This window comes from Streptosporangiales bacterium (genome assembly GCA_009379825.1).
Lineage (GTDB): Bacteria > Actinomycetota > Actinomycetes > Streptosporangiales > WHST01 > WHST01.
In genome coordinates, this window is record WHTA01000111.1 from 1 (window position 1) to 12,679 (window position 12,679).

Annotated in this window: 11 protein-coding genes; 6 read left to right on the top strand and 5 right to left on the bottom strand. The window is 70.7% G+C overall.

From position 1 onward, the window contains the following. Together GEV07_28710 and GEV07_28715 are read right to left on the bottom strand one after the other, a co-directional pair. Positions 1 to 363: VOC family protein (locus GEV07_28710; GenBank protein MQA06522.1), on the bottom strand; the 363-nt coding region annotated here is incomplete at its 3' end. Further along, positions 363 to 1,145, bottom strand: coding sequence for a MarR family transcriptional regulator (locus GEV07_28715; protein MQA06523.1), 783 nt, complete (start codon positions 1,143 to 1,145; stop codon positions 363 to 365). The genes GEV07_28710 and GEV07_28715, both read right to left, overlap by 1 nt. A 98-nt stretch (positions 1,146 to 1,243) precedes the next feature. Between GEV07_28715 and GEV07_28720 the strand changes: the two genes are divergently transcribed. Next, positions 1,244 to 1,699, top strand: a complete 456-nt coding sequence (locus GEV07_28720; protein ID MQA06524.1) for a hypothetical protein — start codon at positions 1,244 to 1,246, stop codon at positions 1,697 to 1,699. A gap of 390 nt (positions 1,700 to 2,089) precedes the next feature. On the opposite strand, the gene GEV07_28725 is transcribed toward GEV07_28720, so the two are convergent. Next, positions 2,090 to 3,595, bottom strand: a complete 1,506-nt coding sequence (locus GEV07_28725; protein MQA06525.1) for a serine hydrolase — start codon at positions 3,593 to 3,595, stop codon at positions 2,090 to 2,092. Beyond that, complete coding sequence (locus GEV07_28730) at positions 3,592 to 4,089, bottom strand: helix-turn-helix domain-containing protein (protein MQA06526.1); 498 nt, start codon at positions 4,087 to 4,089, stop codon at positions 3,592 to 3,594. The genes GEV07_28725 and GEV07_28730 overlap by 4 nt, the downstream gene beginning before the upstream one ends. Before the next feature lie 124 nt (positions 4,090 to 4,213). Here GEV07_28730 and GEV07_28735 point away from each other — a divergent pair, with 124 nt between their 5' ends. From GEV07_28735 to GEV07_28750, 4 genes are all read left to right on the top strand, one after another. Beyond that, positions 4,214 to 5,266, top strand: a complete 1,053-nt coding sequence (locus GEV07_28735; protein ID MQA06527.1) for a hypothetical protein — start codon at positions 4,214 to 4,216, stop codon at positions 5,264 to 5,266. 186 nt (positions 5,267 to 5,452) lie between these two features. Then, positions 5,453 to 6,259, top strand: a complete 807-nt coding sequence (locus tag GEV07_28740; GenBank protein ID MQA06528.1) for a GlcNAc-PI de-N-acetylase — start codon at positions 5,453 to 5,455, stop codon at positions 6,257 to 6,259. Between the two features lie 105 nt (positions 6,260 to 6,364). Next, positions 6,365 to 7,867: a hypothetical protein gene (locus GEV07_28745; protein MQA06529.1), complete on the top strand. Its 1,503-nt coding sequence runs from the start codon at positions 6,365 to 6,367 to the stop codon at positions 7,865 to 7,867. Positions 7,868 to 8,322: 455 nt separating this feature from the next. Then, positions 8,323 to 10,155, top strand: coding sequence for an acyl-CoA dehydrogenase (locus tag GEV07_28750; protein MQA06530.1), 1,833 nt, complete (start codon positions 8,323 to 8,325; stop codon positions 10,153 to 10,155). Positions 10,156 to 10,202: 47 nt separating this feature from the next. Here GEV07_28750 and GEV07_28755 read toward each other — a convergent pair whose 3' ends face one another. Beyond that, positions 10,203 to 11,498 carry a hypothetical protein gene (locus GEV07_28755; GenBank protein ID MQA06531.1) on the bottom strand — a complete coding sequence of 432 codons (1,296 nt, stop codon included), beginning with the start codon at positions 11,496 to 11,498 and terminating at the stop codon, positions 10,203 to 10,205. A 255-nt stretch (positions 11,499 to 11,753) separates the two neighbouring features. On the opposite strand from GEV07_28755, the gene GEV07_28760 reads away from it, so the two are divergent. Beyond that, positions 11,754 to 12,578: a hypothetical protein gene (locus GEV07_28760; GenBank protein ID MQA06532.1), complete on the top strand. Its 825-nt coding sequence runs from the start codon at positions 11,754 to 11,756 to the stop codon at positions 12,576 to 12,578. Positions 12,579 to 12,679 lie beyond the last annotated feature (101 nt).

Consider the following 12,679-nt stretch of genomic DNA (forward strand, 5'->3'; position numbering starts at 1 on the left):
CAACGCCTCCAGCCGCTCGGCGCCCTGCGCGGCGATGATGCAGAACTCGTTGCCGGCCGGGTCGCGGAGCACCCACCACCAGGTGTCGCCCTCCTCGAACCGGCCGACGCGCTGTGCACCCAACGCCTCCAGCCGCTCGGCTTCGGCGTCCGGATCGTCCGCGTAGGCGTCGAGGTGCAGGTGGTTGCTGTTGCCTGCGCCCGTCCGCTGGAAGGTGAGGTTCGGGTCCCGCCGCTGCGGGTCCTTCGCGCCGTTGTAGGAGTCCCACAGGTCGCGCCGCTCGTAGCCGAGCGCCGCCGCCCAGAACGCCGCGAGCGCGTCCGGGTCGGCACAGTCGACGGTGATGCCTCGCAGTCGGATCATCAGGCACGTCCGTTCGTCGAGGGCCGGCCGAGGCACTGGCTGAGGTGTGCGGCCGCGGCCGCCACCTGCTGTCCGGCCCAGGTGAGCCGACCGCGCAGCCGGTACGACGGCGCGGAGATGTTCAGCGCGGCGACGATGCCGCCGCCGTGGTCACGTACGGGCGCGGCCGCGGCGACGGAGTCGCTGTCGGACTCGCGGTCGACGGACGCGTACCCCCGGCTCCTGGCGCGGTGCAGCCGGCGAAGCAGTTCGTCCACGTTGTGTGGTGCGTTCGGGCCGAGGCCGTCGAACGGGACGCCGGCGACCGTCTCGCGTACCTCGTCGTCGGTGTAGTCGAACATCAGCACCCGGCCGGTGGCCGTGCAGTGCAGCGGCGACGTGCGGCCGACCCACCACACCGGCTCCACGCCGCGCTGCGGGCTCTCGCAGTGCACGGTCAGGGCCTCGCGGCCGCGCAGCACGCTGAGGTGGACGCGTTCGTGGACGACGTCCACCAGCCTGCGCATCACCGGCGGTGCCTGCTCACGCACCCGCTGGTCGCCGGCGCTCGCGGCGAGTGCGAAGAGTCGCCAACCCAGCCGGTGCTGTCCGTCCGGCAGCCGGTCCACCAGGCCCACCTCGACGAGCGAACGCAGCTGCCGGGAGACTATGGACTTGTCGCGTTGCAGCCGGCGCGCGAGCTCGGAGACACCCACCCCGCCACGCTCACCGCGTTGCGGGTCGGCAAGCTCCTCGAGGGTCGCCAGCAGCCGCGCCGCGGAGGTCTTCTCGCTGTCGGTCACGGGTCCATGCTGGACAGCGGAGACCGTCAGAACAACGATGGGTTGCGGCCACTGCAACCGCACTGGTCGATCGGTACGTCTCGACGGAATATCGAAGTATGCGACTCCCCTGGCAGCGTTCGGCCCAACTGCCCGCCCAAGCGTCCGTGGACGCCGGCTACGCCGCTCCGAGCAGCAGCTCCGCGGCCGCCGTACGTACCGCGAACGAACAGCTCCGCAGCATCACCCAACCCACAAGCGGCGGGGCGTACGGGTACCTGGGACTGCGCTCGCCCGCGCAGGCGGCCGAGGTGCTCAGCGGCCTGACGCAGCTGGCCGAGGCCTTGGAGCCGGCACTGAGCCAGGTGGACCGCTACCTCCGCAGGGAGGAACACTCCGGCCGCCTGGAGTCGGTCGACGGCCCGTTCGCCGGCGACGCCACCGCGGCCGTAGGCACCACGCACATGTGGCTGAGCGAGGCCGCCGTAGCCGCCGAGAAGCTCAGCCAGGCACTGGAGAACGCCCAGATAGCCACCGGCGGACTAGCCCGCCCCACCGACCGCTCACGGCAGTAACCGCCAGGGGCGGCACCGGGGACCAGGCCCGATCCACCGCCATCTCACGGCCATCAACGCACGGATCACCACCGACGGTCAGGCCCATCCCACCAACAGCTCAGGGCATTGGCCATCCGCCCCACCCGGCCACGGCCATGGCGGTCACCGTGGCCCCGGCCACCCGAGCCCGCCCCACCAACGACTCACAGCAGCAGCCATCCGCCCCACCGATGGCTCACGGCGGAGCCGTCCGGCTCAGGGGGTGAGGACCACGACCGTCCCAACCGGCGCCCCGGCCCGCCCCACCGACAGCCCACCACGGCAGCCATCCACCCCAACCGGCCAGGGCCAGGGCGGTCGCAACCGGCAGCCCCGGCCCACCGCTGGCTCGCGGCGGGGCCGTCCGGCTCAGGTGGTGAGGGCCATGGCCGTTGCCACTGCGGCGCCGGCGGTGAGGCTGACTACCGCGCCGGTCCACTGCAGGGCTGGGCGTTTCGGCTCGGTCCAGGGCAGCTCTCGCCAGCGTGTGACGGCTAGGTAGGCGCCGGTGCCGCACAGGGCGGCGCCGGCCAGCCAGCCGGCGAGGTTCAGCACGGTGGCCGAGCCGACGGCCAGGGCGATGGCGAACATCAGCACCGCCTCGCCGCCGGCGGCGAGGATGCGCGCCCGGTTCGGCGCCTTGCGCTTCTTCCGGCGCAAGCCGCCGAGACCGGCACCGAGCAGGGCCAGCCAGGCGGCCGGCGGCAGCAGCAGGCCGACCGCCGTGCCCAACAGATTCGGCGACGAACCCGTCTCCCCGGCGCCGGTCAGCAGCCGGACACCGAGATCGTCCACCGGCACGTAGGTGTTGCTGAGCACCACGACGACGCGTCCGGTCTCGCGGTCGAAGCCGACGAACGACATGCAGCCGCCGGCCGCACCGTTGTGCCAGACGATCTTGCCGCCGCCCTTCTTCGAGCTGGTCACCCAGGCGTAGCCGATCCGCTGCGAGCCGTCGGCCCGGTACCTCGGCTCTGCAGCGGACGCGCCCGGTGCCTTGCCCCGCATGACCTGGTCGGCGAACGTCGCCAGGTCCCCGACGTCCGACCACACGCCGGCGCCGGCCGGCGCGTCCCCTGAGCTGAGCCACGGCTGCATCCGCCGCCCGGTGTCGTCGTGGCCGGTCGCGACGTCGCCACGGACGTCGCTCATGCCATCCGGCACGGCCGTAGCGTCCATCCCCACCTGGCCGAGCACGCGCTGCCGCAGCAGGTCCGGGTACCGCACTCCCGTCTTCTCGGCCAGTACGTGGCCGAGAAGCGCGAAGCCGAGGTTGGAGTAGGCGTACTTCCCCACGGTCGGACGGTCGGCGGTGGCGGCCGTGCCGAGCACGTCCGCCGGCGTGGTGTCCGCGTACGGGTTCAGCCCGAGGAAGTTCAACCCGATCCCGTCGAAGTACGTGCCGGCGGACAGCGGCACCTTCGGCAGTCCCGAGCGGTGGCTGGCCAGCTCGGCGAGGGTCGCGTCGCCCACTCCACCCTTCGGCCAGTTCCTGTCCGGCAGCACCTCGCGCACCGTGTCGTCCGGCTCGACGACGCCGTCGGCCACCAGGTCGGCGAACAGCGACGCGGTCAACATCTTGGTCACCGAGCCGATCTCGAAGCGGGTGTCCGGCCGGACCGCGGCGTCGGTCCCGGTGTCACCCAGCCCGGCCTGCCGCAGCTCGCCGTCCTCGAGCACGGCCACCGCCAGCCCGATCCTGGACTGGCCGGCCGCGAGCTTCCTGACCTCGGCGGCCAGTGCGGCATCGCCTGTGGTCCAGCCGTCCAACCGGACCGGCCACGGCGCGCAGAGGGCACCGAGGACCAGCGCGGCGAGCACGGCCACGGCGAGCCAGAGCCTGGCGCCGCGCGTGCCGGGCAGGGTAGGTGTCAACGATCGGCTCCCATCACGATGGCGAGCAGCGGCACGACCCGCTGCGGAGGTACGGCGTAATGACCGCGACCGGCCTGCTTCAGCCAGCCGGCGGAGACCAGCTGGCGGAGATGGTGGTAGAGCTGACCGGACGTGCCGAACCGCTCGTCACCGGACAGCTCGTGCGTCGTACGCCGGCCGCGCAGGATCTCCTGCACGAGCGCGAGCCGCACGGGGTGCCCGAGCGCACCGAGGTTGGCCGCCAGCTCCGCCCAGTCCTGTCCGACCAGCGCGTCGACCGGGCGGCCCTCCTGCCACTCGTAGCTCTCCCCCTCGGCGAGCGTCACGGTGCCGGTGAACAGCACCGCACCCGGTGCGTCGACGAGCTGCTTCAACGCGTTCAGTGCCCAGAAGCGGTCGTCGGTCGCCACCTCGGCTGCCGGCTCGGCCCGACCTTCCAGGGCGGCGAGCCGCTGCTCGATCGCCGCCAACCGGTCGCGGGTCTCCTGATCCATTACTGAACTACGTTACTACGTATTTCCGTATTTCGCCACCACCATGTTCTCGCGGCACCGGGGCATGCACGCCCGCCGAGCCGGCCGTAAGGTGTGCGGTTGACGCCGGACGAAGATGGAGATCATGACGACGCAGGTGACCGAAGGAGAGCTCGCCGGCATGCGCTGGCTGGGCGTTCGCGGCGACCGGCATGCAGCGTTCCGTGCCCTCGGCGACGCCGCCCGCGACGACATCGCGGCGGGGTTGCACAGCGTCCTCGAAGGTGACGGCGTACGGCGCCGGGTCGAGGACGCACCGGAGCTCGTCCACCGGGTGCGGAAGGCGACCAGGGCGCGCCACCCGACGCAGATCGCGGAGGCCGTCGCCCTCGCCGAAGGCGCCGGCGCCGACATCGACGCCCTCCTGGTGGCCAACCTGCGCGGCGACATCGGCACCCCGGGCAGCGCCGGCTGCTCCGACCTCGCCTGGCACCGCGAGCGCTCGTACATCGCTCACAACGAGGACGGTCCGAGCGACATCAACCTGACCATCCTCAGCCTGGCCATCGACGACGAACCGGCGATCACCGTCGAGTGGTATCCGGGCTTCCTGCCGGCGAACAGCTTCGTGGTCACCGACCAGAACCTCGTCTGGGGCATCGACCACATCCCCGTCGACCAGCCGTACCGCGGGCCGGGCAGGCACTTCGTCGCGCGCACACTGCAGCAGTGCACATCGCTGGACGAGGCGGTGACCTACCTGACCTCGAACCCCAGCGCGGGCGGTTTCGCGTACAACCTCGGCGAGCTGGACACCGGCCGGGTGGCGACCGTCGAGGTGGCAGCGGGCAACGCCGCCACCATGTACACCGACCCCCAGGACGAGCCGCTGCTCTGGCACACGAACCACGTCAGGTACGTCGACGCCGAGCACACCTTGACCAGGGAGAACAGCATCGACCGCGCCTGGGTGCTCGACGCGCTCCTGCCGCCCGAGGAAGAGCCCGACCCGGCCTGGTTCCTCGACGTGCTCGCCCGCGACCAGGATGACGGCGGCGTACGCCAGCCGCGCAGCGAGCACGGCATGACGCTCTGCACCACGGTGGCCGACCTCGGCGACCGGGTGGTGACCCTCCGGGCCGCCGACGGCACGGTAGCCGCCCTGGACGTGGACGCCCTGCTCGCCGGCCCGTCCTGACCTGGCCTGCCGCCGGCGGCCGAGCTGTGTTTCAATACTTCCTGTGAGCACCACGTCGACCGCACCGACCGCGCCCGCCGCGCGGTGCCGCGTCACGTGTCCGTGTTGTTGTCGCTGACGCCAGTGCAGTAGCTGCCGCTCGCGCGGCACCAGTCCAGACTTCTCGGCTCACGGAACCAGACGGCGATGACACTCTTCTTCCCTGCTCCTGCCACTCCTGCACCCACCGACCTGCGCGGTCACACCGTGGTGGTCCTGCACGCCCACCCGGACGACGAGGCGATCTTCACCGGCATCACCATGCGCCGACTCGCGGACTCCGGCGCCCGGGTCGTGCTCGTCACCGCGACCACCGGTGACCTCGGCGAGGTCCTCGTGCCGCTGCGCCCTGGCGAGACGGTCGCCGCGCGCCGCGCGGCGGAGCTCGAGCGTGCCGCCGACCTGCTCGGTGCCCAGCGGCTGGTGCTGTACGACTACCGCGACTCCGGCCTCGCCGGCACCACGGATGCCGGCGCGCTGTGCCGCGTCGAGGTTCCCGCGGTGGCAGGTCGACTAGCCAACCTGCTGGCCGAGGAGAACGCCGCCGCACTCGTAAGCTACGACTCGCGCGGCATCTATGGGCATCCCGACCACGTCGCCGTGCACCAGATCGGTGGCACCGCCGCGCAACTGGTCGGCGTCCCGTCGTACGAGAGCACGATCGACAGGGAGCACCTGCACTTCGCCGGCCCGGACACCCATCTCGTACACGCCGCCTCCCGGGCGACGGCCGAGACGTTCGGTCATGTCACCGCGGAGATCAGCCTGGCCATCGCCGGCACGCCGCGCGAGCTGGCCATCAAGCGCACCGCGATAGCCACGCACGCGAGCCAGGTGCGGCCGGAAGCCGTCACCCACGAGGCGTTCGACGACGCTTACCAGATCGAGTGGTACCTCAGGACCGGTGCACCGGGCGTACTCGACCTGCTCGGCAACGTGCACGCGTTCGCCTGAACGCTCCGTACATTCTTCGGTTGCTGTCAACCAGAAGTCTGCTTTGCGAGTCATGCACTGCACGGACGCCGCACAAACGGTCGGTCCGTCACGATGGAGGGCTCGATGAAGAGACAAACCCTACGCAGTGCATTGGCGACGACGGTACTCTTCGCCGCCACCGCGCTCGCCTGGACGGTCGCACCCGGCCAGGCACATGCAGAACCAGAGTGCCTCAACAGCAGCAACGACTTCGACATGGACGGTGTGGTCGACATCGCCGTCGGCCTGCCCGGTGCCAACAACGGCGCGGGCGCCGTCCAGGTCCAGCTGAGCAACGACGGCGACCCGACGACGTCGATCATCGACGCTCCGGCAGGCGCCGCAGGTGACCGCTTCGGTACGGCGATCGCCGAGGTCGCGTCGGCGGAAGGCGAGGTCGACCAGGACCGGTGCACCCAGCTGGCGGTGGGTGCACCCGGACGCGACGTCGGCGGCAACCAGGACGCCGGCGCGGTGTTCCTGTTCAAGTGGGACTCGTCGGCCGACGAGTTCGTATCGCTCAACGAGTTCACCCAGGGCAGCGACGGCGTGCCGGGACAGGCCTCGGCCGGCGCCCGCTACGGCGCCGCACTCGCCGCCCCGCACCACGCCGACGACATCGGGCCGCTCGTCACGCCGCTGTTCGTCGGTGCGCCCGGTTACCCGGCTGCAGGGCAGGAAGGCGCGGGTGCCGTCACCCGGCTGGAGTTCAGCACCGGCACCGAGGACCCGACGGTCGACGACGGCCTGCTGCTGCAGCAGGGCGCGAACGGCATGCCGGGCACGTCCGAGGCAGGTGACGGGCTCGGCACCTCGCTGGCCGTCACCGACGGCGGTGTGCTGATGGGCGTTCCGTACGAGGACGTCGCGGGCGAGAGCGAGGCGGACGCCGGCGGCTTCATCCGGTGGCGGGCGAACGACAGCGGTGACGCGAAGTTCATCACCCAGAACACGGCGAACGTGCCCGGCTCCGCCGAGGCGGGCGACCGGTTCGGTGCGGCGATCTACTCGGCCAGGGAGACCACTCCGTCCGGCGGCGGGCACTACGTGGTGGTCGGTGCGCCCGGCGAGGCCATCGGCAGCGTGAACAACGCCGGCATGGCACTGCGGTTCGTCTACGACGGCGACCTGGAACTGGCCAAGACCAAGGCGTTCCACCAGAACAGCACCGGGGTGGTCGGCCGTCCGGAGGCGGGCGACAGGTTCGGCTCGTCGTTCGGCTCCTTCGGTCTGGCGCACCTGCTCACCGGCGTTCCCGGCGAGGACATCGGCAGTATCCGCAACGCCGGTGCTGTGCAGTCGCTCGGCGGCGGCCAGGGCTGGAACCAGGACACCCAGGGCGTGCCGGGCACGGCAGAGGCCCGTGACCGGTTCGGCGCGACCATGGGGAACGCGCTGTACGGGATGGGCAGTGCAGGCGAGGACGGCTGGTTGGGCGATGTGCTCGTCGGCACCACTGGTGAGAACGACGGCGCGGGCGTCGTCATCGACGGCCTGCCTGGCGGGCCCGCCCCGTCCAAGCCGTTGAAGTCGCAGTCCCCGGCGGCCGGCAACAACTTCGGCGCGGCCATCGGCAAGACGAACTAGACCCCGAGGTCCGGCTCAGTAGACATGTTCGGGGGTGCCGCCGGCTGGCGGCACCCCCGAACATGTGTGTCCCCCATGCACTACAGCATGCAGGGTAGTGCCTAGTGCATTCGTTGTCACAGCAGGCCTCCTGGAAAATACGCGTCTTGACGAGCAAACCGATCGAGAGAATCTTGCGACGATGACAACCTGGTCGACGAGCCCGGCGTCGTCAGAGGAGCCCGCACTCGGCAAGGCGGTGCCCGGCAGCAGGACGTCGCCGCATTGCGGTGGCGCCCAGCCGCCCTGCCGAGCGGCGCGGCTGTCGTCCGAGGGGGTGCTCCGCACTGGGGAGCACCCCCTCGGCATATTCGTCAGCAAGTTGGGCAGGAGTACTTGTCACCTAGTTACCGTCGGGTAACATAGATCTTGTTACCGATGAGTACGCCAACTGCCAGCGACTACTGGACGGACCCATGGGGCACTACAGGAGCAACCTGCGCGATCTCGAGTTCAACCTGTTCGAGGTCTTCGCGCGCCACCAGATCCTCGGCGCCGAACCGTTCGCCGACCTCGACGAAGACACGGCACGCGACATCCTCGGCGAAGTCGAGCGGCTGGCCACAGGCGAGCTGGCGGAGTCCCTGCTCGAGTCCGACCGCAACCCACCGGTGTGGGACAAGGACGCCGGCACGGTCACCCTGCCCGAGGCGTTCAAGCGCTCGTACCACGCCTGGATGGACGCGGAGTGGTGGCGGATGGACATCCCCGAGCGCATCGGCGGCACCATGGCTCCGCGCAGCCTCAAGTGGGCGGCGGCGGAGCTGCTGCTCGGCGCCAACCCAGCCGTCGCGATGTACGCGACCGGGCCGAACTTCGCCCACGTACTCGAGCGGATGGGCACGCCGGAACAGCTGAAGCTCGCCCAGCTGATGATCGACAGGCGGTGGGCGGCCACCATGGTGCTCACCGAGCCAGACGCCGGCTCCGACGTAGGCGCCGGTCGCACCAAGGCCGTGCAGCAGGAGGACGGCAGCTGGCACATCGAGGGCGTCAAGCGCTTCATCACCAGCGGTGAGCACGACCTCTCCGAGAACATCATCCACTTCGTGCTCGCCCGCCCGGAGGGCGCCGGCCCTGGCACCAAGGACCTGTCGCTGTTCATCGTGCCGAAGTACCACCACGACGACGAGGGCAACCTCGGCGAGCGCAACGGCGTGTACGTCGCGAACGTCGAGCACAAGATGGGGCTCAAGGTCTCCACCACGTGCGAGCTGCGTTTCGGCGAGAAGCACCCGGCCGTCGGCTACCTGCTCGGCGACGTACACGACGGCATCAGGCAGATGTTCATGGTCATCGAGTTCGCCCGGATGCTCGTCGGCACCAAGGCCATCGCCACCCTGTCCACCGCGTACCTGAACGCGCTCGACTACGCGAAGGAGCGCGTGCAGGGCGCCGACCTCACCCGGGCGACGGACAAGGCCGCGCCGCGGGTGACCACCACGCACCACCCGGACGTACGCCGCATGCTGATGCTGCAGAAGGCGTACGCGGAGGGGCTGCGCGCGCTCGTCATCTACACCTCGACGTTCCAGGACCAGGTCTTCATCGCGGAGGCCGATGGTCGCACCGACGACGAGGCCGAGAAGATGAACGATCTGCTGCTGCCGTTGGTCAAGGGCTTCGGCTCGGAGAAGTCGTACGAGCTGCTCTCGGTGGCACTGCAGACCTACGGCGGGTCCGGCTACCTGCAGGACTACCCGATCGAGCAGTACATCAGGGACGCGAAGATCGACACCCTCTACGAGGGCACCACCGGCATCCAGGGCCAGGACCTGTTCTTCCGAAAGATCGTGAAGGACCAGGCGCAGGCACTGATGCGGCTGGGCAACGAGATCAAGGAGTTCGTGGAGAGCGACGCAGGGAACGGGCAGCTCAAGGAGGAGCGCGCGGCGCTCGGCCGCGGCCTCGAGGACGTCCAGGCGATGGTGGGCCAGATGTTCGGGTGGGCGATGGCCTCCCAGGGGGAGGGCAAGGCTACCGAGCTCTACAAGGTCGGCCTGAACACGACCCGCCTGCTCACCGTGATGGGCGACCTGGTCGTCGGCTGGCTGCTGCTGCGCCAGGCCGAGGTGGCGCTCGACGCGCTCACCGGCGGCGGCAGCGAGCGCGACCAGCGCTTCTACCAGGGCAAGCTCGCCACCGCGAGGTTCTTCGCCACCAACCGGCTGCCGACCATCCGGGCCGAGCGCAAGGCGCTGGAGAGCACCACGCTCGAACTGATGGACCTGGACGAGGCGTCCTTCTGACCAGCTGCCGCCGGCGCACCCGGGGGGCGCGCCGGCGGTAACTCTTGCTAGGTACGCGGCGTCCAGGTGATCTTGCCGTTCTTCACGGCCACCGGGCCCTCGATGCTGAACCGCTGGGTCTGGCTCGGGTGCACCTCCTTGCGGGTGAACCCGTCGTTGGCCGTGTACTTCAGGTCCACGACGCCCTGGTCCTCCCGCTCGCCGCCCGGGGAGACGTAGACGCCGCCGCTTTCCGCCTCGGTCAGCTCGACGTCGAACTTCGGGTACTCCTGCACGGTCCAGCTGATCAGCCGCTGGTCCTCGTCCGCGCCTTCCACGCTCCCGTACGAGGTGAACGGGCATTCCCGCCCGTCGATCTGTGGGTCGAGCACCTTCTGCGCGGCGCACTTGTCCACGTACGCCTTCACCTGGCGGCGCACCCCCGTCACCCCGGACTTCTTCAGCTCCGTCGGGATGGTCAGCTCCTGGCCGTCCTCGTTGGTCAGCACGCCCACCCGCCGCGGCTCCGCAGTGACCAGCGGGCCCTTGGGCACGCCGACCCGGTACGTGCCGGGGAACGCGCCGACCACGACCATCTGCTCGGCCTGCACCGCCTGCTGGGTCTCCTTCGTGGTGAACGCGACCCCGTTGATCTCGTACTCCGGCGCGGTGATCGTGAGGTAGAGGGTGCCGGTCACGCCCTGCTCCTCCCACCGGCTGAGCAGCCAGCGGTCGGGCGTACCCGCCTCCTCGTCGCCCTCCTCCAGGTAGAGGCGCAGCGGCTTGGTCACCGTCTCGCCGGCGACCGTGTAGGTCACGTTGACGACGACCCCGTCGCCGTCCTTCGCCTGGACCGGATCGCCTAGCTGGACGTTCTTCGGCGGCTTGTACCACTTCGAGTCGAGGGCCTTGTCGGAGAGCAGTACCTCCGACGGCGGCGACCAGCCCAGCGAGCCGCCCTCGTCCTCCACGTGGGCCAGCGCCTTGGTCGCGTCCCGCGACCGGAGCGCATCGAAGAACGCGCGCACGGTCGCCTTCGGGCCGGGGGCCTCCTCGCCGCGGGTCACCACCACGACCCCGACCACCGCGACGAGCGCCACCACGACGGCGGCCGCGCCGGCGACGACCCAGAGCTTCTTGTTGCGCAGGTCGGGCAGCTGGAACGTAGCGGCACGGCCCGCCTGCAGCTCCTCCTCCACCGGCTCGGGACGGGCCGTAGAGACACTCGAGGCGGCCGGGCGCTGCCCAGGCTCGTCCGGCAGCGGCTGCGGCGCGGACGGCGGCACGGGAGGCATGGACTGGGCCGGCGTCGACCTGGTGACCGCGCCACCGCACTGGTCGCAGACGGTCGCCTCATCACTCAACGAGCTACCGCACCCGGCACATCGCGCAGTCAACGCAGCCTCCTCCCTCGACCAGCCAACGCTACGAGGTGCCGAGGCTACCCCGCATCGCGACAACGCTTGCTACCGTTGCGACAAGAAAGCAGCTACGACTCGTCCGTCGGGGGGCGCGTGACACAGCCACAGCACGGCGGTTGGCACCCTCCTGACCGGCCGCCGATGCCACCAGGTGCACAGCCACCGGCCGGCGGTCCACCGCCTGGGTACGGCTACCCGGTGCCGGTCCAGCCGGTGGTGGTGTACCCGGCCGCGATGCAGCCGGCGCCACCGCAGCCGCCGCCGATGCCGCCGCGCGGCCAGTGGCCGATGCCGCAGCCACCCCGGCAGGTCGCACCGCCGGTCCCCGTCGTCGACCCACCGAAGAGCAGCGAAGAGGGCAGCATCGCCGAACGGCTGCCGCTGCCCCAGTTGCCGGTCGCACCCGGCCCGTCGAGCAAGGCACCCGTGCTCAAGACCGCCAGGCGGATCCCGGGCGACCTGCCGCTCGTCATCTCGCCGCGGAAGGGCCGCGCGTGGTTGCTGTTCGTGCTCTCGCTGCTGGTGCTGCTCGCACCAGCGGCAGGTGTCGCGGCAACCGGCCGACTCCCGCTGGCCATGTTGGTGCTGGTGATCAGCCTCGCGATCTACATCGTCGCCTTCGGGTTCCGGGGGTTCGCGCATCTCGGCGGCGGGCCGTTGCTTGGCGCCGACCGGCACGGCGTCTGGGTCCGGTCGCAGAAGGTGCCTGCCCGCGCCGTGGAACTACCGTGGGAGCTCATCGCCGAGATCCGCGCCAAGCGGTGGTTCCTCGAGCAGGCGCTGTGCGTGGTGCCGCGCGATGACCGGGTCGGCCGGCTCCGCGGCGTGTGGGGGGCGCTCGACCAGGCCAGGACGAGCGCGTTCTTCGGGGTGCCGCTGACCGCCAGCACGGCGTTCGGCGACAAGTCCCGCGACGAGGCGCTCCGCGCGCTCGACGAGCTCGCCCTCGGCCGGGCGACGATCGTCGGCGCGCAGGCCCGTAGCTACTTCGACCTGAAAAAGTCGGGGCGTGGCGGTCTCTGAGTGGGGGTTTGTTCGTCGAGAGGATGGCCTCGAACCCTTGGGTGAGAAGGGGTCGAGGCCATCGTGTTTCGTACTGTAAATGATCAGCCGACGTTGTGGGA